The sequence below is a fragment of the Nocardia sp. PLKS1-43 genome (assembly GCF_059510335.1).
The window spans coordinates 1,384,723-1,406,414 of the sequence record NZ_JCAJZQ010000001.1 but is presented as its reverse complement, the minus strand read 5'-3'; the positions used below and the strand labels follow the sequence as shown (position 1 = coordinate 1,406,414).

The following is a 21,692-nucleotide window of genomic DNA, read 5'->3' as shown; positions in this document are numbered from 1 at the left end:
GCCGATCGCCGATGAGCATTCCCGCGACCATGCGCGCGCTGCGACAGTTTTCCCTGGACGGGCCGCAGGATATGCGGCTGGTCACCGATGCGCCGGTGCCGAAGCCGGGGCGGGGCGAAGTTCTGATCCGGGTCACCGCCGCGGGCGTGAATTTCCGTGATGTCATGCAGGCGCACGGCACCTCGCCGGGTGGGCCGCGGCCGCCGTATGTGGCGGGATTCGAGGCCGCCGGTGAGGTGGTCGCGGTGGGTGAGAAGGTGACCGGCCCACGACCCGGCGTCCACATCGTCGGCATCGGTGACGGCGCTTTCGCCGAGTACATGGTCGTGTCCGCGCATGCGGCGATACCCGTTCCGCCCGGATGGACCGATCAGCAGGCGCTGGGCCTGGCCGTGAACTGGCCCACCGCGTTGGCTGCCCTTCGGCCCCTGGGTGGCATCGCCGCGGGGCAGACCGTGCTGATCCACGCCGCGGCGGGTGGGACCGGGCAGGCCGCGGTCACCCTGGCCAAGCACTACGGTGCGACAGTCATCGCGGCCGCCTCACCGGGCAAACACGAGACGGTACGAGCGCTGGGAGCCGATCACGTCCTGGACTCGCTCGACGGCGACCTGGCCGCGCGGGTGCGAGAGCTGACCGGCGGCAGCGGCGCCGAGGTGGTGCTCGAGTCGGCCGGTGGCGCCACCTTCGCCGCGAGCCTGGCCGCGGCGAGACCGGTCACCGGCCGGGTGGTCGTATTCGGTGCGGCGGGCGGCGACGCCGCGATCACCAACCGGGATCTGGTGTACAAGCACCAGGTCCACCTCATCGGCCTGAATATCGGCGTGCTGATCCAGGCCGCACCGCAGATCTTCGGCGAGCTGATGGGTGAGTTGTCCGCGCTGATCGCGGCCGGTGTGCTCGCGCCGAGCACACCGGCCGAGTACGCCCTGGCCGACGGCCGCAAAGCGCTGACCGAGCTGGAGGCCAGGGCCACCATCGGCAAACTGGCCCTGCTGCCCTGAGTAACGCCCCGGCGCCGACGCGGTGACATCGCGCGACGGCCTTCTCTGACAGGAGTTGGAACAGATGACCGCACCCCCCGCCCCGACCGCGGGCCCGACAGCGCGATTCGTCGTAATGTACGACACCCCTTCGGATGTCGACGCGTTCGAACGTCACTACAACGATGTCCACATCCCGTTGGCGAAACAGTATCCTGGCTTGCGTCGCTACACGCGCGGCGATGCGCCGAAGGCGGTGATCGGCGAGCCGTGCTACCTGGTGGTGATGCTGGACTGGGACGACATGGCCGCGCTGGAAGCCGCGCTCGGATCGGAGATCGGCCGGCGCACCGCCGAGGACGCCATGGCGAATCTGGCTCGTTACGCGAGCTTTCGCGGCATGATCCTGCGGATCGAGGAGGTTTGATCACGACCACCGTCGCCACCGAACCGGCATCGGCGTCCTCGACTGCGGTGGTCCGGCGCCGCGTCGTCGAGGCGTGGGCCGCGTACCGGCGCCTTGGGCTCGCGAGGTGACATCGCGGCCGCGGGAGGTACCGGATCGAGACCGGTTCACCGCCGAGACCGACCGATTCCGCCGGGAGCTGCTGGCGCACTGTTACCGCATGGTCGGCTCGGCGCACGACGCCGAGGATCTGGTGCAGGAGACGTATCTGCGGGCGTGGCGTTCCTACGCCGGATTCCAGGGCCGGTCCTCGATCCGGTCCTGGCTGTACACGATCGCCACCAACGTGTGCCTGACGGCCGTGCGGCCGCGACCGATCCGGGTGCTGCCCTCGGGTCTGGCCGGTCCGCAGGAAGATCCCGACTCTCCTTCGGGTCCTGTTGCACTGGAAGGTGTTTCGTGGCTGGAACCGCTGCCGGACGCATGGATCGCCCCGCCCGAGGACCCGGCCGCGATCGTGGTCGTGCGCGAGTCGCTGCGACTGGCGCTGATCGCCGGGCTGCAGCACCTGCCCGCCCGCCAGCGCGCGATCCTCATCCTGCGCGAGGTGCTGGCGTTCTCGGCGGCCGAGACCGCGGAGATCCTCGATACCACCGTCGCGGCGGTCAAGAGCGGGCTGCAACGCGCCCGCGCCCGGCTCGACGAACTCGAACCGCGCCCGGAGGAACTGCTCGAACCGACCGACCCGCGGGCGCGCGCACTGCTGGACGGCTACATCGCGGCCTTCGAACGCTCCGATGCGAACCTGCTGGAACAGGTGCTGCGCGTGGACGCCACGCTCGAGGCGACGCCGTTCCGCGACTGGCAGGCGGGCCGGGCGAACTGCGTGCGCATGCTCGACGCGTATGTGCTGGGCGTGCCGGGCGATTGGCGGATGCTCGCCACCACCGCGAACGGCCAGCCCGCCGCGGTCGTCTATCACCGCGACGCGCACGGCACGCTCCGAGCCGCCGGCGCCGTGGTGCTGGCACCGACCCGCGCCGGCATCAGCCGCGTGGTCAAGTTCCACGATCCCGCGCTGGTCGCGAGCTTCGGTTTCGCCGACGTGCTCGGGCCCTGACCCGGCAACTACGGCCCCCGCGTTGCCTCGGTGGACACGTTCAGCGATGCTGCCGGGTCGGTCCAATCTTCGCGGCTGGGTGCGACTGCGGTCGGTGCCATTGCCCAGCGAGCAGGGCCCGTGCCCGCGCGATGAGAATTCCCGTCGAAATCCGGCGAGCGGTTGGGCCCTCGCCGTCGCATACCGGACCGTCGGATCGGGCCGGATGTGATGTGTCCATCGATCCGGCCCCGCCCGCCCGCTTCGGCTGCGGCACAAGCGAGTTCGCCGGCCCGCAGATATCGGCCGAGGTTGCCGCTCCGGTGTTGCCGCCTTACGCACCCCGCCTCGGGCTACACCCTGCGCCGCACTCGGTTCCCGTTTCGAGGTTTCCTCGCGCCAGTGATCTTCCCAGGCAGTCGATTCGGACCTGCGCGTATCGCGACACGCTCAGCGGAAATCGTTCGCGTGATCTTTCGCCCACTGCGCGAAGGTGTGCGCCGGGCGGCCGGTGATATCCGCCACGATCGTCGACACCTGCGGGGGCGTGGTGTCGCCGGCCTTCCATGCGGACAGGACCGCCTCGACGCCGATGGGCGGCATCGTGGCGGCGAGTTCGGCGCGGGCCTGCTCGTGCGAGATCACCTCGAGGGTGATCTGGCGGCCGATGGCCGCGCCGATGTGGTGCAGCAGTTGTCGAATGGACAGCGCCTCGGGCCCCCACAGGGTGTAGGCGCGGCGCTGGTGACCCGGTTGGGTCAACGCGGTCACCGCGAGCGCCGCCATGTCCTTCTCGTGAATGGGCGCGGTCTGCGCGTCCGGATACGGGACGCGGACGAGACCCTGCGCACGGATCGAATCCCGCCACCACCACAGCGTGTTGGTGGCGAACATCCCCGGGCGGATGAATGTCCATGCCAGACGGGACTTTTCGATGGCGGACTCGACGGCGCGGTGTGCCTGGGCGATCGGGTTGCGGGCGGCGTTCGGGTGCACCACGGACCCGGACGACAGCAGTACCACGTGCTGGACACCGGCGGATTCGGCCGCCGCCACGAACCCGTCGATCCCTTCGGGCTTGGCGTAGAGGAACACTCGCTGCGCTCCGTCGAGCGCGGCGGGCAGAGTGTCGGGGTTGTCCAGATCGGCCGCGACGACATCCGATCCCGGCGGCAGATCCGCGGCCTCGGGTGTTCTGCTCGTCAGGCGTAGCTGCTCGCCGATCGACCTCAGGCCCGCCGCGACGTGGCGACCGACATTGCCTCTGGCTCCGAAAACGACTGTGACCATGACGCAAACCTAAGCCCGTTACTTACCTGAGGTAAGTACCTACCTTCAGGTAAGCTCCGAGCGTGCGGGTAGGTTTGCAGGCCGGAAGCGCCGACTGGCAGGGCATGAGTGATGCATTCAACAGCGAGTGTCCCGCGCGCCAGGTGCTCGAGCACATCACCAGCCGGTGGGGCACGTTGATCCTGGCCGCGTTGGGAGACGGGCCACGGCGTTTCTCCGAACTGCACGCGATGATCGGCGGGATCAGCGAGAAGATGCTGTCGCAAACACTGCGCACCTTCGTGCGTGATGGACTCGTCGAACGGACGGTCGAGCCCGCCACTCCACCGCGGGTCAGTTACGAACTGACCGCACTGGGCCAGGGACTCACCGAGTCGCTGGAGCAGTTCCTGGGCTGGATCCGGGAGCACACGGTCGAAGTCGTGGCGGCCCAGCATCGCCACGACAGCCGGCAGCGATGAGGCCGAAGCCTCAGCGGTGAGTGTCCAGGACATGTGCGATAGGCGCATCCATGCGCCGCCCAACATGGTCAGCGAGTATCCGCCGCGTCCGCGAAAGCGCCCTCGTGCAGCACGGGAACCACTGTGCAACTGCCGATTTCGGCAGCGATCTCGACATCGCGACCGCGCTGCCGAGCGCCGGCGCCCGGGACACCGGGGCGGGTCAGGGTTCGGGGGTGCGGGCGCCGGCCGGTGGCAGGCACTGGTTGATCAGGAGGCGGGCGGCTTTGGAGACGCGGGTGGTGTCGCCGGTGACCAGGCGGTCCTGCAGCAGGCCGCGGATGCCCGAGATCAGGACGGTGGCAGTGGATTCAGGGTCCGGTAGTCGCGGGTCCAGGTCGCGCAGGACTCCGGTGAGGGCGTCGACCAGGACGTGGACCGCGTCGTTGGCGTAGTCGCTGAAAGGGCTGCCCGGGACGGTGGACACGCCCAGCACCTGCATCAGCACGCCGGTGCTGGTGAACCACTCGCTGGTGGTGTTGACGCAGAACGATTCGATCATGCGGCGGCGGAGCATATCGATGTCGGTGACATCGGCGAAAAGCCCGGCGATGTCGGGCCGCTGGGTTTCCAGGGCGGCGATGAGCATTTGTTCTTTGGTGCCGAAGTAATGGATCAACATGCGTGAGCTGGTGCCCAGGTAGTCCGCCAAGGGGCGCAGGGACAGTTCGATGAGTCCGTGGTCGCCGATGTAGTCGATGATTCCGGCGAGTAGAGCGGCCCGGCGGGCCTGATCCAAAGGGCGTGGCACCGGTTGACTGTAGCGCTTGGTACAGGTATTCATGACACCATGGGTGTAACAACTGCTTCACTTTCGCGGCGCGATGTGGTCGTCACCGGCATGGCCACCACGACCAGCCTGGCCCCCGATCTGGCGGGCACCTGGTCGGGCCTGCTGGCCGGCGAGAGCGGAATCGGCCCGCTCACAGACGATTTCGTCACCAAATACGACCTACCGGTCCGCATCGGCGGCAAGCTGAAGCAGGGACCCGAGGCGCATCTGACCCGGATCGAACTGCGCCGGCACTCCTACGTGCAGCAGCTGGCGCTGGTGCTGGGCCGCCAGGTGTGGGAAGAGGCCGGTCAACCCGGCGTGGACGGTGAGCGGCTCGCGGTCGCGATCGGCACGGGCCTGGGCGGCGGCGATGCCATCAACACCGCCATCCATCAGATGCAGGACGGCGGTTACCGCAAGATCCACCCGTTGACCGTGCCGATGGTGATGCCCAACGGTTCCGCGGCGCGCGTGGGACTCGAATTCGGGGCCAAGGCGGGCGTCTACGCGCCGACCTCGGCCTGCTCCTCGGGTGCGGAGGCGATCGCGCACGCGTGGCGGCTGATCGCCACCGGCGAGGCCGATGTCGCGATCGCCGGCGGCGTGGAGGGCTATATCGAGGCCATCCCGATAGCCAGCTTCGCGATGATGCGGGCGATGAGCACCCGCAACGACGAACCCGCCCGCGCCTCGCGCCCGTTCGACCGCGACCGCGACGGATTCGTCTTCGGTGAGGCCGGCGCGCTGGTGGTCTTGGAATCGGAGGAGTTCGCCCGTGCGCGCGGCGCGCGGATCCACGGACGGGTGATGGGCGCGGGAATCACCTCCGACGGCTACCACATCACCGGCACCCAGCCCGAGGGCGAGGGTTCGGCCCGCGCGATGCGCAAGGCGATCGAATTCGCCGGCCTGACCCCGGCCGATATCGAGCACGTCAACGCGCACGCGACCGCCACCCCGGTCGGGGACGCCTCGGAGGCCAACGCGATCACCGCGGTCTCGCCCGAGGCGAGCGTGTACGCGCCCAAGGGTGCGCTGGGACATTCGATCGGCGCGGTCGGCGCGCTCGAGGCGATCCTGACCGTGTGCAGTGTGCGCGACGGAATCGTCCCGCCCACATTGAATTTCGAGAATCCGGACGAGGGTGTGGAGCTGGACGTCGTGCACGGAAAGGCTCGCGAGCAGAGCATCTCCTACGCGCTGAGCAACTCCTTCGGCTTCGGCGGGCACAACGTGTCGTTGACGGTCGGGCGGGCCTGATCACCTCGCGTGCCGGGCCGCGCACCCCGGCGCGGCACGCCTAGAACCTGTTTCAGTATTGTTCCGGCATGGCCTTCGTGATCGACGACACCGTGCAGATCGACGCCCCCGCCGAGGTGGTGTGGCGGGTGCTCACCGACTTCCCGCGTTATCCGGAGTGGAATCCGTTCTGCCGCACGGCCGAATCGACGCTCGAGCCGGGCGCGCCGATCGTCATGGGGGTGCGCCTGGTGGGCCCGCGGGCGATGACCCAGCGCGAACGGATCCGCTCGGTCACCCCGGGTACCGGATTCTCCTACTCGATGATCCCGGTCCCCGGGGGCGCGCTGCACAGCCTGCGCTCGCACACGCTGACCCCGCTGGCCGACGGGCGGTGCCGGTACGACTCGCATTTCGAACTCGGCGGCTGGCTGGCGCCCGTGGTGCGCGGCCTGCTGGGCGGGGCGCTGCGGCGCGGGTTCGGCGCGATGACCGCCGCGGTCGCCGAGCGCGCGGCCGCGCAGGCCTGAGCGCGTGGCCGCACGCTCGGCGCGCTCGGGTCACCGAGCGCACCGAAGCCTCTGCGGTGCAGGCGATCTCACGCTCAGGTGCATATGCGCGCGGTCGAAGCCGCTGGCGCGCAGCGGATTGCGCAGACCACCGCGACGCCCCAGGCGGCGTGGCGCTGACGCGCCGCGACGACATCGAGTCTGTACCGTGTGGATGAGGTGCGGAATGCTCTGCGCCCGACGGGGTTGCGAGGTCTGCACGTAGAACCGAGGGAAGGTCGTCAGTAGTGTTCCGATCCATCGGCGTCACCGTTGTGGTCTGCATCGCCTCCGCGGGCCTGCTGGCCGGGTGCGGCAGCGGCGGCGACACCCGGGCCGATCACGCGGCCACGCCGTCCGCTGCGGCACAGGCGAGTTCGCTGGATCCGCATGTCTCGGCCGCGGGTGCCCCGCTGATCAGGTGCGGAGTCGATCTGTCCTCGCCGACCGTTCGCGCCGCCATCACCGAACAACCCGCCGAACCGGTCACCCATGCGCGATGGGATACGAATCCGGCCTCGATCCAGGGCAATTTCGATCCGTGCGCGACGTTGTCGACCGCGATCATCTCGATCCAGGGCGCGACGGGCAGCTCACCGAATCAGGCGCTGATGTTCCACTCGGGGCGTTATCTGGGCACCGCGACGTCCAAGGCCTACGGGTTCACCTCCCTGGCCCCGGCCGCGACCACCGATGACACCGTCGCGTTGAGCTACAAGACCCCGGGCAGCTGCAACGCCTGCGCCGACGGCACCACCACACAGGTGAAATTCCATTGGGACGGAACGCGTGTGGTGATGATCGGCACTCCGCCGCGCTAGTATTCGCGCACCTACCGGCGCAGATTGCGGTCGAACAGGGCCAGCACTTCACGATGGTGCCGTGCGGCGGCGGCGGGGTCGTAGGCGGATGTGTCGGCCTGGGTGAAACCGTGTCGCGCTCCCTCGTAGACCTCGGTCCGGTAGCGGACGCCGCCGGCGCTGAGCGCCTCGTCGAACCGGGCGATGTGTTCCGGTGTCATGTGATCGTCGTCGCCGGCGTGGGCGAAATACAGCTCCGCGGTGATGTTCGCGACGCTCAGGTGCGGACTGTCAGGTGTGTCGGTGACGAGCGGTCCGCCATGGAATCCGGCCACCGCCGCGACTCGGCCGGGAAACATGGCCGCGGCCATGACCGCCAGCCGCGCGCCCATGCAGTACCCGGTCAGGCCGACCTTCCCTGGGGTGACCTGCGGCGCGGTGGCCAGCCACTCCAGGTAGGCGCCGATATCGGACCGCAGCGCCGCCGATGTCAGTTCGCGGATCATCGGGAACACCTGATGGAAGATCTCCGGCCGCTCGGTGGTGTCGATCGAATCCGGAAGTTCGATCACCGGGGCCCGACCGTGCCGGTAGTAGGCGTTCGGAACCAGGACGGTGTAGCCGTGGGTGGCGATGCGATCGGCCAGCGACCGCAGGCTCGGCCGCAGCCCGAAACCGTCCTGGATCACCAGCACTCCCGGATGGGCGGCGCCGTCATCGGGGCAGCCGAGGTACGCGTCGGCGACACCGTCGGGTGTGCGCACGTCGACCGACATGCCGTGCGTTGTAGTCATCATCGAATCCTTCTGTCGTGGTTGATGTTCCGTGATCAACACGACGAAGGCGGAGCCCGTGCGACACCGCGGGAGCTTGGATCGGCAAGCGGGCCGGCTCCGGCCCGCGCGGCGCTCAGAACGGCACCGGGTAGCCCATCCGTGTGTGGCGCAACGCCGTCCCGGTAGTCATCGCCTCACCTTAGCTCACCGGACAGGATCGATGCCAGCGCCGAACTGCGCACCGGCGATGCCCGGCCGCCACAACGTCATCCGTACGGCTGCTCGTGAAACCATCTGCGCCGCAACAACACTCGGCATCGCCGGGCGCTCGCATCCGCGCCACCGTGCGCAATACCTCGAGCGTTGAGCGCGTTTCGGACAGCCAGGTCGGCATGGCCGCATTGTGGTAGGACGCCGCGATGATCCGGAATCGGTCACCGCGCTCCGCGCAGGCCGGCTCGGCGGGAGGTGTCGCGGCGCCGGACCTTCATGGCTTTCCGGTGCGACCCGGGCCGCCGATTGCGCCGTCCCCGGAAGGCCAGGGGCGGCGCAATCGTGTTGTGCGGGTGGTGAATTCAGCCGTTGTTGAGCTTGTTGAGCCGCTCACAGGCCTCGAGGTACTCCTCGATGAGTCGCTGCATGACATCCGCGGTGCGCTCGACCTTGTTCATCAGGCCCACGACCTGGCCGACGGGGTTGAAGTTGACGTCCTTGGCGGCCTCGGGGTAGCGGTGCCCGCGCTTGACCCCGTCCAGGGCGACCATCATCTGCAGCGGCATGGGCAGCGGGTCGGGGTTCTCCGGCTTCTCCCACGCCTCGGTCCAGTCGTTGCGCAGCATGCGCGCGGGCTTGCCGGTCCACGAGCGCGAGCGCACGGTGTCGTGGCTGGTGGCCTCGATGTAGGACTGCATCTGCGCGGGCGGCACGTTGGCCTCTTCGACGGTGAGCCACAGCGAGCCGGTCCAGGCCCCGGCCGCGCCCATCGCCATCGCGGCCGCGACCTGGCGGCCGTTGCCGATACCGCCGGCCGCGAGCGCGGGCAGATCGCCGATCGCGTCGATGACCTGCGGCCACAGCACCAGCGAGGAGATCTCACCGCAGTGCCCGCCGCCCTCGGTGCCCTGCACGACGACGAAGTCCAGGCCCGCGCGCTTGTGGTTGAGCGCGTGCTTGACCGAACCGCACAGCGCGCCGATGAGCCGGCCCGAGTCCTGGACCTGCTTGACGATGTCCTCGGGCGGGGTGCCCAGGGCGTTGGCCACGAGCTTGGCCTTGGGGTGACGCAGGATGACCTCGACCTGCGGCGCGGCGGTGGTGGCGGTCCAGCCCAGCAGCTGGTGGTGGTGCTCGCCCTCGGGCAGGTGCGGGACGTTGTGGTCGTTGAGGAGTTTCTCGGCGAAGTCGCGGTGCCCCTGGGGAACCATCTCGGCGAGTTTGGCTTCCAGCTCGTCGGGCGAGAGGCCGTCCGCGCCCTTGCCCTCGTACTTGGAGGGGATGACCAGGTCCACGCCGTAGACGCCCTGTACGTGCTCATCGAGCCAGGCCAGTTCGACCTCGAGTTCCTCGGCGGTGAATCCGACCGCGCCCAGCACGCCGATCCCGCCGGCGTTGCTCACCGCGGCGGCGACGTCACGGCAATGGGTGAAGGCGAAGATGGGGACGTCGATGCCCAGTCGTTCGCAGATCTCGGTACGCATGGCGTCAAGTACTCCTCTGGTTTTCCGGCGCTGGAAAGTCTCGCCGCATAACACTAGAACACGTTTCATATTCAGGCTAGCGACTCGGAGTACACAAATCGAGAGGGGGATCGGATCCAGCGCGGTCAAACGCCTCTATAGACTAGTAATCCGCGGATTTCAGGAAACAATCGTGCACTGAAATATGTCCACAACTTGTTCTAGTTTGGTCGTGGTGCCGCGGAGTGCGCCCGATAGTGGTCAGTGTGCGCGGGGCGGGTGCGCGGGCAGCAGTCCCCGGGCGAGCAGGTCGTCGAACAGCAGCTGATCGACCGGCGGGACCCGGTCGCGGTCCCGGTAGCTGAACCACGCGATCTCGTCGATCTCACTGGAAGGCGCGAGGGTGCCGGTGTAATCGGCGGTGTAGCAGGCCATCCGCACCGAACCGGCTGCGGCCCCGTGCAATTCGGCCTCGTACGTGCCGACGTGGACGAGGCTGTGCACGGCCAGCGCGACGGTGAGCTCCTCGTCGATCTCCCGCAGCAGAGTCTGCGAATCCGTCTCCGCGCCTTCGCGTTTCCCACCCGGAATGTAGAACACGTCCTTGCCGCGCGGACGCGCACACAGAATCCGCCCGTCCCGGATCAGCACCCAGGCGACGGTGTCGATGAGCAGCTGGGTCGGCTCGGTGCGCATGCCGAGCACAGTACCGGCCGGCGCGCCATGAGCTGGTTCTGCGCCGGGACCGCCACGATGCCGGGGCCAGAGAACGCGCATAGCCGGGCGTGTCATGAGCAGCCACGCCAGCCCGATGGCAGCGCCTTCGGACCGGGTCTTCCGTGATTATCGTTCGTTCTCGGTGGCGGCGAAGTCTCCTGTCGCGGCGTCTGCGGCGGTGAGAAGGTCGTCGCTGTGTTCGAGCGCCCATTGGCCGAGCGCTTTCATCGGCCCGTCGATCAGACTCGAGCCCAGACCGGTGACGCCGTATTCCACGCGCGGGGGTGCCTGGGCGTATCTGCGGCGCTCGATCAGGCCGCGCTCGAGCAGGCGTCGTAGTGCGTCGGTGAGTGCTTTGTCGCTGATCGCGCCGATGCGGTCGCGTAGTTCGTGGCGGCGGCGCGGTCCGTCGCGTAGAGCGGCCAGGACGACTGGATCCCACGTGTGGGTGAACAGGTCGGTCGCTGCGCGCAGCCGGCAGTCCGCGACCCATCCTCGGCGGTCGTCGTATCCGTTCACCTCGTCATGATGCCCGGTCTGTCGCGCACCGATCGGTGCGTATCGGTCTGCCTACCGTAGGCCTCGGTCGGCGGACACGGCACGAAGGAGCCACGGATGCGAATCGGGATACTGGGAACGGGCATGCTTGCCGCCGCGTTGAGCAGTCGCTGGACCCACGCTGGACACGAGATCGTGGTGGCCGGGCGATCGCCGGTCAAAGCACGAGAGCTGGCCGCGCGTCTCGGCGGCAACGCACGAGCGGTCACGGTGCGGGAGGCGGTCACCGGCGTGCAAGCGGTGCTGCTGGCAGTGACATGGACCGGAGTCGACGACATGCTGCGCAGCGCCGATGCCTCCTCGGGGACGTTGGCGGGCACCACGCTGATCGACCCGACCAACGCCGTGGAACACGGTGTCGGTGTCCTGCGCACCCCACCCGGCAGCTCGGGCGCGCAGTATATTGCCGACCGCGCACCCGGCGCGCACGTGGTGAAGGCGTTTCACTTGTTTCCCGCGACGCAGTGGAGCGCTACGGCGAATCCCGCCGCCACAGTGGCGATCTGCGGAGATGACCCGCACGCGCTGCAAATCACCGAAACCCTGGTGCGCGACGCCGGTGCCGAAGCCGCGGTGCTGGGCCCGCTCGACCGGGCTCGGCAACTGGAAGAAGCAGCGGGCTTTGTCATCGGCCTGGCTTTCCAGGGGTTCGACCCACGCGCCGCGGTGCCCCACGTCGAAGCGCGCGCAGTGACCGGCGCACACCAACCAGCTCGCGAAGTCTCGTAACCTATTGTATCGCAAGGTATTTCGCCTTCAGTATCCCGAAGCGCACGATTTCGACATCGCCGCACTGGCCCGATAACGATCCCGTCGACCACACCGAAAATCCTGCCGCGCGAGCGAACTCGATCAGATTGCCGACCACGGACGTATCTTCGGAATTCGAGTCGGTGTGCTCAGCGGGCTCCGGTCTCGCCCGGACGATGACGTGCGCTCAGCCAGATGGTGAGGTCCTTGGCGATATGACCGCGGTCGCGCTCCACGGTCAGCTCGTGATCGCGACGGGACATATCGCGCCACCCCATCTCGTACGTGCCGTCCTGCAGTAGTGACACCGACGCGAACCAGTCCAGCGACTCCTCGTGCGGTTCGATCACGAAGAACGAGTTCCTGATACCCGCCGACCATCGCCCCTCGCGTCCCGAGCAGGTGCCCGGATGTCATCGGCCGAACGCTACCCCCGAATCGCTGGGGCACCGGGCCGGGAAGGCACGTGAACATGTGCCGTGCGGAGCATCGAACGAACCGGGAGATATCGAGTTACGGCGTGGCTCGTCGCCCGGGAGCCGGAGTTCGCCCCGGGCGGTGATAGCGATCGGGGCGAGCGCAAACCTGGCGGCGGGAGGGCGGGGGCGGGTTCGATACGGTGAGGTCGAGGTTGTCGGGTACAGAGGTGTGAAGGTGTTTTGCGCGGATGGGTGAGAGTTCGATCTCGTGGGACGGGGACGCGTTGGTCGTCGTCGATCAGCGCGCGTTGCCCGGGCAGCTCGAGCTGTTGCGGATCACCACGGTCGATCAGGTCATCGACGCTATCGCCACGCTGGCGGTGCGGGGGGCTCCGGCGATCGGGGTGACGGGCGCGTTCGGGGTGGCGATCGCGGCCTTCGCGCATCGCGGCGACGAGGCGAGGGTGCGCGCCGAGGCGGCGCGGATCGCCGCGGCCCGCCCGACCGCGGTGAATCTGGCCTGGGGTGTGCGGCGTGCGTTGGAGCAGCTGCCGCACGGCCCGCGCGCGGTGCTGGCCGAGGCGCAGGCGCTGCTCGAGCAGGACGGGCGGGTCAATCGGGCCGCGGCCGAGCATGCCGCGGATCTGGTGCAGCGGTTGTGCCCGGATCGGCTGCTGCGGGTGCTGACGCACTGCAACACCGGCCGGCTGGCCACGACCGCGTTCGGTACCGCGCTGGGCGCGATCCGGGTGCTGGCCGCACGCGAGGCGATCGAGTCGGTGCTGGTCGACGAGACGCGCCCGCTGTTGCAGGGCGCGCGGCTGACCGCGTGGGAGCTGGCCGAGGCCGGGATCCCGCACCGGCTCACGATCGATTCCGCGGCGGCGTGGGCGATGGCGACCGGGCAGGTGGATTGCGTGCTGGTGGGCGCGGACCGCATCACCGCCGATGGTTCGGTGGCCAACAAGATCGGCACCTACGCTCTGGCGCTGGCGGCGCGGCGGCATCGGATCCCGTTCGTGGTGGTCGCGCCGGAATCCACGCGTGATCCGGCGACCGCGACCGGCGCGCAGATCGTGGTGGAGCAACGCGCGGCGGCGGAGATCACCGAGATCGCCGGTGTGCCGACGGCTCCGGCGGGTACCGCGGTGTTCAACCCGGCGTTCGATGTGACCCCGCCGGACCTGGTCACCGCGGTGGTCACCGAGAACGGCGTGGTGCACGCCGATGTCACGGTCGCCCGCGTGCCCGGCCGGGACAGCGGCGGACCGGCCTGCGCCCCGGCCCACGGTGTGCGTCCGGCCGCTGACGCTGTCCCGGCTGCCATGGACGCCAGGCGCCAGGTGGCCCGCACCGGCGAGGCGGACATCACGCGAATGCGCGCAGATTGCCCGGCGGACCTCTCCCCATCGTCGAGAACCGCGTCCTCATCTGCGACGGCCTTTGGGGCGAGCCGGATCGATGCGCTCGGCGACGGGGCGTCCGGCGCGCAGGATGCCGTGGAAACCGTTGCGGGACAACGAGTAGAGCGCGAATTGCCCACGGCCACTGCGACAGCGGGTGAGGTCTCGGCGCGTATCGACGGGCCGGATGCGCAAATCGTTGCGGGAGAACAGATCGCGGCGATCGCGCGCGGGTTGTACGCGCGGGGCTGGATGCCGGGCACCGCGGGCAACATCTCGGTGCGCCTCGGCGAGTGCGCGCTGATCACCGGCAGCGGTCTGTCCAAGGGGGAGTTGGGCGTGGCCGATATGGTGCGGGTGCGGATCGCCGATTCGACCGCGTCGGCCGGGCAGCGGCGCGCGTCGGCCGAGACCGCCATCCACACCGCGATCTACCGCGCCACCGGCGCGAGCGCGGTGGTGCACGTGCATCCCCCGCATGCGACCGCGGTGTCGATCGGTGCGGGCCAGGAGCGGGATGTGTTGCGGTTCAGTGGCTATGAGCTGATCAAGGGCCTGGGCGCGACCGATTCGATCGAGGTGCCGGTATTGTTCAACCATGCCGACGTCGCGCGGATCGGCGCGCAGGTCGAACGTCGCCTGCGCGATGATCCGCACAGCCCGCCGGTGTTGTTCATCGCCGGGCACGGCATCACCGCCTGGGGTGCGAGCCTGGCCCAGGCCCGCGATCGGGCCGAATGCCTCGAGGCGATGTGTGAGCTGGTGACGTTGACCGGCCGCCGGGAGATCGGCGTGCCGTCCGGTAGCGAGGAGAACCCGAGATGACTGTGCTGCAGGTGATGTCCGATGCCGACGCCGAGCAGGTCGTGTTGCGCACCGACGATCCGGAGGTGATCGGCGCGGAACTCGCACGCCGGGGCATCGTGTTCGACCGGTGGCCGCTGCCGGCCGACCAGCGCGCGTCCACGGCGGACATTCTGGCCGAATACGCTTCTCGCATCGACGATCTCAACGCCCAGGGCCGCTACCGGCACATCGATGTGGCGCGCATCGCCCCCGATGAGAGCGATCCGGCCTGGCCCGAGACCGCCGCGGCCGCGCGCGGAAAGTTCCTGGCCGAACATCGCCACGCCGAGGACGAGGTGCGTTTCTTCGCCGCCGGACGCGGCTGCTTCTACCTGCATCTGGACGGCGAAGTGGTGGCGCTGGTGTGTGCTGCGGGGGATCTGGTGTCGGTGCCGGCGGGCACGCGGCACTGGTTCGATATGGGTGTGCGCCCGGACTTCCTGGCTATCCGGTTCTTCGAGGAGAAGGACGGCTGGGTCGGGGATTTCACCGGTGACCGGATCGGGGAGAGTTTCCCGACGCTGGATGAGCTGCTGGCCGCGTGAGCATCGCGATCGTCCTGGATATCGAGGGGACCACGAGTCCGACCCGCGCGGTGCGGCAGGACCTGTACGGCTACACCCGCGATCGGCTGCCGCGGTGGCTGGCCGAGCATCGCGACGATGCGGCCGCACCGGTGCTGGCCGGGGCGCGGGAGCTGTCCGGGCGCGCGGACGCGGGCACCGATGAGGTCGCCGAGATTCTGTGTGGCTGGCTCGATTCGGATGTCAAGGCCGCGCCGCTCAAGACCGCGCAGGGGCTGATCTGCGGGGAGGGATTCCGCACCGGCGCGTTGCACGGGGAGTTCTTCCCCGACGCGCCGGTGGCCATGCGGGCCTGGCACGACCGCGGCGCGCGGCTGTACGTGTATTCCTCGGGTTCGGTTCGCAATCAACGTGATTGGTTCACCTTCGCCCGCGGCGGGGATCTGTCCGGGCTGATCAGCGGCTGGTTCGATCTGGCGAACGCGGGCCCCAAACGCGAGCCGGGGTCGTATGCGGGGATCGCGACCGCGATCGGGGTTCGCGCGGCGGAGATCCTGTTCGTGTCCGATCATCCCGATGAGTTGGACGCGGCTGTGGCCGCGGGCTGGCGCGCGGTGGGGGTGACGCGGGCAGGGGAGCCCAATTCCCCTCGCCCGCCGCATCATTGGGTCGGCTCGTTCGCCGAGATCGACATCGAGCCGTAGCCGCGCGGGCCGCTCAGCGCACGCCCGCGGCGGTGGCGCGGGCGATGAGATCCTGCACGAGGGTCATCAGCACCGTTTTGCTCGAGCCGCGGTCGCGGGCGTCGCACAGCACGACCTGGACTCGCGGGTCCAGGTCCAGGGCGTCGCGAACCTCGTCGGTGGTGTAGACCGGGGCGCGGTCGAAACAGTTGACCGCGACGGTGAACACCAGGCCGCGGCGTTCGAAGTAGTCGATCGCGGCGAAGGAGTTCTCCAGCCTGCGGGTGTCGGCGATGACGATGGCGCCCAGGGCGCCGCGCGCCAGCTCGTCCCACAGGAACCAGAATCGGTCCTGTCCGGGCGTGCCGAACAGGTACAGCACCAGGTTGCGGTCGATGGTGATGCGGCCGAAGTCCAGGGCCACGGTGGTGGTGTCCTTGGCTTCCACGCCCGACAGATCGTCCACGCCGGTGGACATCTCGGTCAGCAGTTCCTCGGTGCGCAGCGGGGCGACCTCGCTCAGGGCGCCGACCATGGTGGTCTTGCCGACGCCGAAACCGCCGGCGATGAGGATTTTCACCGACGCGGCCAGGGCGGGGGCATCGGGCGCGGGGGCGTGCGCGGTCATGAGGACCGCTGCTGGGCGTGCATCGAGCCGCGGGCTCCGGTGGACAGGTAGCGGCCGAGGCGTTGCACGGTCAGGTTCATCTCGTAGGCGACCATGCCGAGATTGGCGTCCTCGGTGGCCTGCAGGGCGATACACGCGTTGTCCCCGGCCGCGGTGACGAACAGGACCGCGCGATCGAGTTCCAGGACCGCCTGGCGCACCCCGCCGCCGTCGAAACGGCTCCCGGCGCTGCGGGCGAGGCCGTAGAGGGTGGCGGACATGGCGGCGAAGTGTTCGGCGTCCGCACGGCTCATCGTGGTGGACCGGCCCAGTGCGAGCCCGTCGGTGGAGTGCACCACCGCGTATCGCACACCGGCGAGGCGGTCCACGAGATCATCCAGTAGCCAGTTGAGATCGCCCGGGTTGGATATGGTCACCCTCGGCCTTCCTGATTCTTGCATTCGGCACAACATTACCGTTCCGTGGCGAGCTCGCGACCGCTGCGGAGACAATGGCCGACAAGGGTCGCGCTCTTGACAGCGTTTATCGAATATGCCTGGGGCACTGCGATGTTACCGCGATTCGTATACTCGGGCGGTGATGTCGATCGCGCAGGTCTCGGGTGTGGGTGTGGCGATGCTGTTGGGGGCGATGTCCCCGGGCCCGGATTTCCTGATCGTGACCCGCAACGCGATGCTCTCGGGCCGCCGCGCGGGGGTGGCCTCGGCGGCCGGGGTCGCGCTCGGGGTGTTCGTGTGGGCGATGCTGAGCGGGCTGGGGGTGGCGGGGTTGCTGGCGGCCTCGGCCGCGGCGTTCACCGTGGTCAAGCTCGCCGGCGCGGTGTACCTGTGCTATCTGGGGGCGCGGGCGCTGCTCGCCGCGCGGCGCGGAGCGTACGAGGCTGCCGCGCAACAGGTTTCGGCGGATCCGGTGGGGGTGCGCGCGGGTTTCCGGCAGGGCCTGTTGAACAATCTGCTCAATCCGAAGGCCGCGGTGTTCTTCGTCGCGCTGCTGCCGCAGTTCCTGCCCGCGTCCCCGGCGCTCGCGGACACCGGGGAGGTCGCCGCGGCGGCCACGGTGGTGACCCTGGGGTGGTTCGTGGTGCTCGCGGTGGGTATCGCGACGTTGCGGCGTGTGTTCACCCGCCGCCGGGTCCGGCAGCTGATCGATGCGGCCACCGGCACGCTGCTGGTCGGTCTCGGGGTGCGAATAGCGTTGCAGAGCAACTGAAAACGCACGCGCGCGGCGCATCCGGCGCCGACCTCGCGGCGATCGGGGCCTAACGGGCGTCTGCGCCGGGCACGTCGCGCGGTAGATTGTGTGTACCGCGCGGTTACTCACAAGTAGGAGGCCTTTCATGCCCGTACCGGAACCCGCCGAATTCGCCCGCTTGTCCGGATTCGCCGCGGTCGACTCCGCCGGGGTCCACGCGACGCGCACGATCACCGAGGTGTTCACCGGGGCGCCCCTGGGTGAGGTGCCGGTCGGCGCCGCCGACGACGTGATCGCCGCGGCCGAGCGCGCCCGCACCGCGCAAGCCCAGTGGGCCGCGCGCCCGGCCGCCGAGCGCGCGGGGGTGCTGGACAAGTACCGCGCGCTGGTGGTGCAGCAGCGCGAACACCTGATGGATGTGATCCAGGCCGAGACCGGCAAGGCTCGCTGGGCCGCCCAGGAGGAGATCCTGGGCCTGATGTTCGCCGCCCGCTACTTTTCCCGCGTCGCCCCCAAACTCCTTGCCCCGCAACGAGTCCCGGGCGCGTTCCCGCTGCTGAATCGGGCTTCGGTGCACGCCGGGCCCAAGGGCGTGGTCGGGGTGATCGCGCCGTGGAACTATCCGATGCTGCTGTCGATCGGCGACGCGCTGCCCGCGCTCGCCGCCGGCAACGCGGTGATCGTCAAACCCGACAGCCAGACCCCGTACTCGGCGCTGGCCAGTGCGGAGCTGCTGTGGCGCGCGGGGGTGCCGCGCGAGGTGCTGCAGGTGATCCCGGGACCGGGCGCGGTGGTGGGCACCCAGATCGTGCAGTCGTGCGACTACCTGATGTTCACCGGATCCTCCGAGACCGGACGCGCCCTGGCGCGCCAGTGCGGGGAGCGGCTGATCGGGTTCTCCGCCGAACTGGGCGGGAAGAATCCGATGATCGTCGCGCGCGGGGCGAATCTGGCCAAGGCCGCCCGCGCGGCGGTGCGCGCGTGCTTCTCCAACGCCGGGCAGCTGTGCATCTCGATCGAACGTCTCTACGTGGACACCACCGTGGCCGCGGAGTTCACCGACCTGTTCACCGCCGCGGTGCGCGCGGCGAATCTCGGTGCGGCATACGACTTCTCGACCGATATCGGCAGTCTCATCTCCGCCGCGCAGCTCGAGACGGTCACCAAGCACGTCGCCGACGCGGTGTCCAAGGGCGCGACGGTGCTGGCAGGCGGCAATCCCCGCCCGGACCTGGGCCCGCTGTTCTTCGAACCGACGGTGCTGTCCGGGGTGAGCGAGGAGATGGAATGCGCCCGCAACGAGACCTTCGGGCCGCTGGTGTCGATCTACCCGGTCTCGGGCGTGGAGGAGGCCATCGCCCGCGCCAACGACACCGAGTACGGCCTCAACGCCAGCGTGTGGGCCGCGAGCACCGCGGACGGGCAGCGTATCGCCGAACGCCTGCGCGCGGGCACGGTGTGCATCGATGAGGGGTACGCCCCGGCGTGGGGCACCACCGCCGCGCCGATGGGCGGGATGGGCATCTCCGGGGTGGGCCGCCGCCACGGCCCCGACGGGCTGCTCAAGTTCACCGAACCGCAGAGCGTGGTCGCCACCCGCTGGATGAATCTGGATCCGCCGTTCGGGCTGCCGCAGAGCCGCTGGCAGCCCGCGCTGATGTCGCTGGCGCGCAGCATCCGGTTCCTGCCCGGACGCTGAAATACTCTGGCGGGCAACGGCTTTCGATGGCTGCTGCCCGCGCGCCCGTCCGGCCCGGGAGGGGGAACATCCCCGGACCGGACGGGGCAGGGGTGGCCGTCGCACCCGCACCACAGGTGCGCGCGCGACGGCCACGGCGGATTCCGGGCCGGAGTGGACGCCCGGCCCGGAACCACTGGAATCAGGACTGGATATCGCCGGACAGTTGCGCACCCGTGCGCGGCGGATCGGCGTCGAGCTGTTCGACCTCGGCGTCGGTGAGCAGCCGCGAGCGGATCAGGAACCGCACGCCCTCGGGCGCTTCCAGGGAGAACCCGCTGCCCCGGCCCGGTACGACGTCCACGGTCAGGTGGGTGTGCCGCCAGTAGTCGAACTGGTCCGCGCTCATCCAGAACGGCGTGTCCCCGGGCAACTCGCCCAGCAGCACATCGGCCGCACCCACCCGGAACTCCCCGCGCGGATAGCACATCGGGGAGCTGCCGTCGCAGCAGCCGCCGGACTGATGGAACATCACTGGACCGTGCCGGGCGACCAGTTCGTCCAGCAGCGCGGCCGCGGCGTCGGTGATCGCGATCCGCCGCGCCGCGCCCGCATCGCCCGGATCGGGCATCAGAAGAATCCCTGCTTGTCCGGCGAATAGCTGACCAGCAGATTCTTGGTCTGCTGGTAGTGGTCCAGCATCATCTTGTGGTTCTCCCGGCCGATGCCGGACTTCTTGTATCCGCCGAACGCCGCGTGCGCGGGATAGGCGTGATAGCAGTTGGTCCACACCCGCCCGGCCTGCAATGCCCGGCCCACCCGGTAGGCGGTGTTCATATCGCGAGTCCACACGCCGGCGCCCAGCCCGTACAGGGTGTCGTTGGCGATGCCGATCGCCTCCTCGACGCTGTCGTAGCGTGCCACCGACACCACCGGGCCGAAGATCTCCTCCTGGAAGATCCGCATATCGTTGCGGCCCTCGAAGATGGTCGGCTCGATGTAGTACCCGTTCGGATACCCCTCCACCTTGCGGGCCTGGCCGCCGGTGAGCACCTTCGCCCCCTCCTGACGGCCGATGTCCAGGTAGGACAGGATCTTCTCGTACTGGTCGTTACTGGCCTGCGCGCCGATCATCGTCTCGGTGTCCAGCGGATTGCCGCCGGTGATCGCGCGGGTGCGCTCGATGCAGCGGGCGATGAACTCGTCGTAGATCGAGGAGTGGATCAGCGCACGCGACGGGCACGTGCACACCTCGCCCTGGTTCAGCGCGAACATCACGAAGCCCTCGACGGCCTTGTCCAGGAACGCGTCGTCGTGCGCGGCGACGTCGGGCAGGAAGATGTTCGGGCTCTTGCCGCCCAGCTCCAGGGTGACCGGGATGATGTTCTCACTGGCGTACTGCATGATCAGCCGCCCGGTGGTGGTCTCACCGGTGAACGCGACCTTGGCCACCTTCGGGCTCGAGGCCAGCGGTTTGCCGGCCTCGACACCGAAACCGTTGACCACGTTGACCACTCCCGGCGGCAGCAGATCGGCGATCAGCTCGATCACCAGCAGCAGCGAGGCGGGGGTCTGCTCGGCCGGTTTGATCACCACGCAGTTGCCCGCGGCCAGCGCGGGAGCCAGCTTCCAGGCGGCCATGAGGATGGGGAAGTTCCACGGGATGATCTGCCCGACCACACCGAGCGGCTCGTGGAAGTGGTACGCGATGGTGTCCCCGTCGATCTCGGAGATCCCGCCCTCCTGGGCGCGCACCGCCCCGGCGAAATACCGGAAGTGATCCACCGTCAGCGGCAGGTCCGCGGCGAGGGTCTCGCGCACCGATTTGCCGTTCTCCCAGGACTCGGCGACCGCGAGGGGTTCGAGGTTGGCTTCGATGCGGTCGGCGATCCGGTTCAGCACGTTGGCGCGCTCCCCGGCCGAGGTTCCCGCCCAGCCCGGCGCGGCGGCGTGCGCGGCATCCAGCGCCGCGTCGATGTCCGCGGGGGTGGATCTGGCGACGGCGCAGAAGGTTTCGCCGTCGATGGGGGAGGGATTGTCGAAATATCGTCCCTCGGCCGGCGCCTTCCACTGCCCGCCGATGAAATTGTCGTAGCGGCGGGCGAATTCGACGATGCTGCCCTCGGTTCCGGGCTTGGCGTAGATCATGATGCTCGCTTCGTGGTCGTCCGTCGCACGCGCGCGCCCCTCGAACGCTCACGCG

The 21,692-nt window shown here is 69.2% G+C and carries 23 protein-coding genes and 1 pseudogene; 13 read left to right on the top strand and 11 right to left on the bottom strand.

Features of this window, described 5'->3' with window-relative positions; genetic code table 11:
* Positions 1-11: 11 nt before the first annotated feature.
* The 3 genes from AC5WS7_RS06735 to AC5WS7_RS06725 all read left to right on the top strand — a co-directional run bounded on the left by AC5WS7_RS06735 (position 12) and on the right by AC5WS7_RS06725 (position 2,509).
* Positions 12-1,004 (top strand): zinc-binding dehydrogenase, encoded by a 993-nt coding sequence (locus tag AC5WS7_RS06735; protein WP_495953430.1) that lies wholly within the window; start codon positions 12-14, stop codon positions 1,002-1,004.
* Between the two features lie 64 nt (positions 1,005-1,068).
* Complete coding sequence (locus tag AC5WS7_RS06730; protein ID WP_495953429.1) at positions 1,069-1,410, top strand: EthD family reductase; 342 nt, start codon at positions 1,069-1,071, stop codon at positions 1,408-1,410.
* A gap of 106 nt (positions 1,411-1,516) precedes the next feature.
* Positions 1,517-2,509, top strand: coding sequence for an RNA polymerase subunit sigma-70 (locus tag AC5WS7_RS06725; protein ID WP_495953428.1), 993 nt, complete (start codon positions 1,517-1,519; stop codon positions 2,507-2,509).
* A gap of 429 nt (positions 2,510-2,938) precedes the next feature.
* Here AC5WS7_RS06725 and AC5WS7_RS06720 read toward each other — a convergent pair whose 3' ends face one another.
* Positions 2,939-3,778 (bottom strand): NAD(P)H-binding protein, encoded by an 840-nt coding sequence (locus AC5WS7_RS06720; RefSeq protein WP_495953427.1) that lies wholly within the window; start codon positions 3,776-3,778, stop codon positions 2,939-2,941.
* A 104-nt stretch (positions 3,779-3,882) separates the two neighbouring features.
* On the opposite strand from AC5WS7_RS06720, the gene AC5WS7_RS06715 reads away from it, so the two are divergent.
* Positions 3,883-4,239, top strand: coding sequence for a winged helix-turn-helix transcriptional regulator (locus AC5WS7_RS06715; protein WP_495953426.1), 357 nt, complete (start codon positions 3,883-3,885; stop codon positions 4,237-4,239).
* Positions 4,240-4,441: 202 nt separating this feature from the next.
* Here AC5WS7_RS06715 and AC5WS7_RS06710 read toward each other — a convergent pair whose 3' ends face one another.
* Entirely contained in the window at positions 4,442-5,029 is a 588-nt protein-coding gene (locus tag AC5WS7_RS06710; protein WP_495953425.1) for a TetR family transcriptional regulator, read from the bottom strand.
* 39 nt (positions 5,030-5,068) lie between these two features.
* On the opposite strand from AC5WS7_RS06710, the gene AC5WS7_RS06705 reads away from it, so the two are divergent.
* From AC5WS7_RS06705 to AC5WS7_RS06695, 3 genes are all read left to right on the top strand, one after another.
* The gene (locus AC5WS7_RS06705; RefSeq protein WP_495953424.1) at positions 5,069-6,313 is read left to right on the top strand and encodes a KasA/KasB family beta-ketoacyl-ACP synthase; all 1,245 of its coding nucleotides are present in this window, start codon (positions 5,069-5,071) and stop codon (positions 6,311-6,313) included.
* A gap of 68 nt (positions 6,314-6,381) precedes the next feature.
* Entirely contained in the window at positions 6,382-6,822 is a 441-nt protein-coding gene (locus AC5WS7_RS06700; RefSeq protein WP_495953423.1) for an SRPBCC family protein, read from the top strand.
* A gap of 266 nt (positions 6,823-7,088) precedes the next feature.
* Positions 7,089-7,661 carry an LppP/LprE family lipoprotein gene (locus AC5WS7_RS06695; protein ID WP_495953422.1) on the top strand — a complete coding sequence of 191 codons (573 nt, stop codon included), beginning with the start codon at positions 7,089-7,091 and terminating at the stop codon, positions 7,659-7,661.
* Positions 7,662-7,672: 11 nt separating this feature from the next.
* Here AC5WS7_RS06695 and AC5WS7_RS06690 read toward each other — a convergent pair whose 3' ends face one another.
* The 4 genes from AC5WS7_RS06690 to AC5WS7_RS06675 form a co-directional block, all read right to left on the bottom strand.
* Positions 7,673-8,434 carry a dienelactone hydrolase family protein gene (locus tag AC5WS7_RS06690; protein ID WP_495953421.1) on the bottom strand — a complete coding sequence of 254 codons (762 nt, stop codon included), beginning with the start codon at positions 8,432-8,434 and terminating at the stop codon, positions 7,673-7,675.
* Positions 8,435-8,991: 557 nt separating this feature from the next.
* A complete protein-coding gene (locus AC5WS7_RS06685) occupies positions 8,992-10,113 on the bottom strand; it encodes an NAD(P)H-dependent flavin oxidoreductase (RefSeq protein ID WP_495953420.1) in 1,122 nt (373 codons plus the stop codon).
* 240 nt (positions 10,114-10,353) lie between these two features.
* Positions 10,354-10,788, bottom strand: a complete 435-nt coding sequence (locus AC5WS7_RS06680; RefSeq protein ID WP_495953419.1) for an NUDIX hydrolase — start codon at positions 10,786-10,788, stop codon at positions 10,354-10,356.
* A gap of 147 nt (positions 10,789-10,935) precedes the next feature.
* A complete protein-coding gene (locus tag AC5WS7_RS06675; protein ID WP_495953418.1) occupies positions 10,936-11,328 on the bottom strand; it encodes a winged helix-turn-helix transcriptional regulator in 393 nt (130 codons plus the stop codon).
* Positions 11,329-11,418: 90 nt separating this feature from the next.
* Here AC5WS7_RS06675 and AC5WS7_RS06670 point away from each other — a divergent pair.
* A pseudogene (locus AC5WS7_RS06670) lies at positions 11,419-12,096 on the top strand (NADPH-dependent F420 reductase); the annotation flags it as partial.
* A 170-nt stretch (positions 12,097-12,266) separates the two neighbouring features.
* Here the strand turns inward: AC5WS7_RS06670 and AC5WS7_RS06665 are convergent.
* Positions 12,267-12,467 (bottom strand): hypothetical protein, encoded by a 201-nt coding sequence (locus tag AC5WS7_RS06665; protein WP_495953417.1) that lies wholly within the window; start codon positions 12,465-12,467, stop codon positions 12,267-12,269.
* Positions 12,468-12,784: 317 nt separating this feature from the next.
* Here AC5WS7_RS06665 and mtnA point away from each other — a divergent pair, with 317 nt between their 5' ends.
* From mtnA to mtnC, 3 genes are read left to right on the top strand one after another with little or no spacing between them, the layout of a single operon-like run.
* Complete coding sequence (mtnA, locus tag AC5WS7_RS06660) at positions 12,785-14,764, top strand: S-methyl-5-thioribose-1-phosphate isomerase (RefSeq protein ID WP_495953416.1); 1,980 nt, start codon at positions 12,785-12,787, stop codon at positions 14,762-14,764.
* Positions 14,761-15,330: a 1,2-dihydroxy-3-keto-5-methylthiopentene dioxygenase gene (locus tag AC5WS7_RS06655; RefSeq protein ID WP_495953415.1), complete on the top strand. Its 570-nt coding sequence runs from the start codon at positions 14,761-14,763 to the stop codon at positions 15,328-15,330. Before mtnA ends, AC5WS7_RS06655 begins: the two co-directional genes overlap by 4 nt.
* Positions 15,327-16,013: an acireductone synthase gene (gene mtnC, locus AC5WS7_RS06650; protein WP_495953414.1), complete on the top strand. Its 687-nt coding sequence runs from the start codon at positions 15,327-15,329 to the stop codon at positions 16,011-16,013. Before AC5WS7_RS06655 ends, mtnC begins: the two co-directional genes overlap by 4 nt.
* A gap of 13 nt (positions 16,014-16,026) precedes the next feature.
* Here the strand turns inward: mtnC and AC5WS7_RS06645 are convergent, their stop codons facing one another.
* Both AC5WS7_RS06645 and AC5WS7_RS06640 read right to left on the bottom strand, forming a co-directional pair.
* Entirely contained in the window at positions 16,027-16,620 is a 594-nt protein-coding gene (locus AC5WS7_RS06645; protein WP_495953413.1) for a GTP-binding protein, read from the bottom strand.
* Positions 16,617-17,036, bottom strand: a complete 420-nt coding sequence (locus tag AC5WS7_RS06640; RefSeq protein WP_495953412.1) for a roadblock/LC7 domain-containing protein — start codon at positions 17,034-17,036, stop codon at positions 16,617-16,619. The genes AC5WS7_RS06645 and AC5WS7_RS06640 overlap by 4 nt, the downstream gene beginning before the upstream one ends.
* A gap of 163 nt (positions 17,037-17,199) precedes the next feature.
* On the opposite strand from AC5WS7_RS06640, the gene AC5WS7_RS06635 reads away from it, so the two are divergent.
* Positions 17,200-17,829 carry a LysE family translocator gene (locus tag AC5WS7_RS06635; RefSeq protein ID WP_495953769.1) on the top strand — a complete coding sequence of 210 codons (630 nt, stop codon included), beginning with the start codon at positions 17,200-17,202 and terminating at the stop codon, positions 17,827-17,829.
* A 127-nt stretch (positions 17,830-17,956) separates the two neighbouring features.
* Positions 17,957-19,510: a succinic semialdehyde dehydrogenase gene (locus AC5WS7_RS06630; RefSeq protein ID WP_495953411.1), complete on the top strand. Its 1,554-nt coding sequence runs from the start codon at positions 17,957-17,959 to the stop codon at positions 19,508-19,510.
* Between the two features lie 181 nt (positions 19,511-19,691).
* On the opposite strand, the gene AC5WS7_RS06625 is transcribed toward AC5WS7_RS06630, so the two are convergent.
* Positions 19,692-20,120, bottom strand: coding sequence for a DUF779 domain-containing protein (locus tag AC5WS7_RS06625; protein WP_495953410.1), 429 nt, complete (start codon positions 20,118-20,120; stop codon positions 19,692-19,694).
* Positions 20,120-21,640 carry an acetaldehyde dehydrogenase ExaC gene (exaC, locus tag AC5WS7_RS06620; protein WP_495953768.1) on the bottom strand — a complete coding sequence of 507 codons (1,521 nt, stop codon included), beginning with the start codon at positions 21,638-21,640 and terminating at the stop codon, positions 20,120-20,122. The genes AC5WS7_RS06625 and exaC overlap by 1 nt, the downstream gene beginning before the upstream one ends.
* Between the last annotated feature and the right edge of the window lie 52 nt (positions 21,641-21,692).

What these genes read in the sequence shown, in the direction of transcription:
- AC5WS7_RS06735 (WP_495953430.1), top strand. Translation starts at nt 12, where the DNA reads ATGAGCATTCCCGCGACCATGCGCGCGCTGCGACAGTTTTCCCTGGAC.
- AC5WS7_RS06730 (WP_495953429.1), top strand. Translation starts at nt 1,069, where the DNA reads ATGACCGCACCCCCCGCCCCGACCGCGGGCCCGACAGCGCGATTCGTC.
- AC5WS7_RS06720 (WP_495953427.1), bottom strand. Translation starts at nt 3,778, where the DNA reads ATGGTCACAGTCGTTTTCGGAGCCAGAGGCAATGTCGGTCGCCACGTC.
- AC5WS7_RS06715 (WP_495953426.1), top strand. Translation starts at nt 3,883, where the DNA reads ATGAGTGATGCATTCAACAGCGAGTGTCCCGCGCGCCAGGTGCTCGAG.
- AC5WS7_RS06705 (WP_495953424.1), top strand. Translation starts at nt 5,069, where the DNA reads ATGGGTGTAACAACTGCTTCACTTTCGCGGCGCGATGTGGTCGTCACC.
- AC5WS7_RS06700 (WP_495953423.1), top strand. Translation starts at nt 6,382, where the DNA reads ATGGCCTTCGTGATCGACGACACCGTGCAGATCGACGCCCCCGCCGAG.
- AC5WS7_RS06690 (WP_495953421.1), bottom strand. Translation starts at nt 8,434, where the DNA reads ATGACTACAACGCACGGCATGTCGGTCGACGTGCGCACACCCGACGGT.
- AC5WS7_RS06685 (WP_495953420.1), bottom strand. Translation starts at nt 10,113, where the DNA reads ATGCGTACCGAGATCTGCGAACGACTGGGCATCGACGTCCCCATCTTC.
- AC5WS7_RS06680 (WP_495953419.1), bottom strand. Translation starts at nt 10,788, where the DNA reads ATGCGCACCGAGCCGACCCAGCTGCTCATCGACACCGTCGCCTGGGTG.
- mtnA (WP_495953416.1), top strand. Translation starts at nt 12,785, where the DNA reads ATGGGTGAGAGTTCGATCTCGTGGGACGGGGACGCGTTGGTCGTCGTC.
- AC5WS7_RS06655 (WP_495953415.1), top strand. Translation starts at nt 14,761, where the DNA reads ATGACTGTGCTGCAGGTGATGTCCGATGCCGACGCCGAGCAGGTCGTG.
- AC5WS7_RS06645 (WP_495953413.1), bottom strand. Translation starts at nt 16,620, where the DNA reads ATGACCGCGCACGCCCCCGCGCCCGATGCCCCCGCCCTGGCCGCGTCG.
- AC5WS7_RS06635 (WP_495953769.1), top strand. Translation starts at nt 17,200, where the DNA reads ATGTCGATCGCGCAGGTCTCGGGTGTGGGTGTGGCGATGCTGTTGGGG.
- AC5WS7_RS06630 (WP_495953411.1), top strand. Translation starts at nt 17,957, where the DNA reads ATGCCCGTACCGGAACCCGCCGAATTCGCCCGCTTGTCCGGATTCGCC.
- AC5WS7_RS06625 (WP_495953410.1), bottom strand. Translation starts at nt 20,120, where the DNA reads ATGCCCGATCCGGGCGATGCGGGCGCGGCGCGGCGGATCGCGATCACC.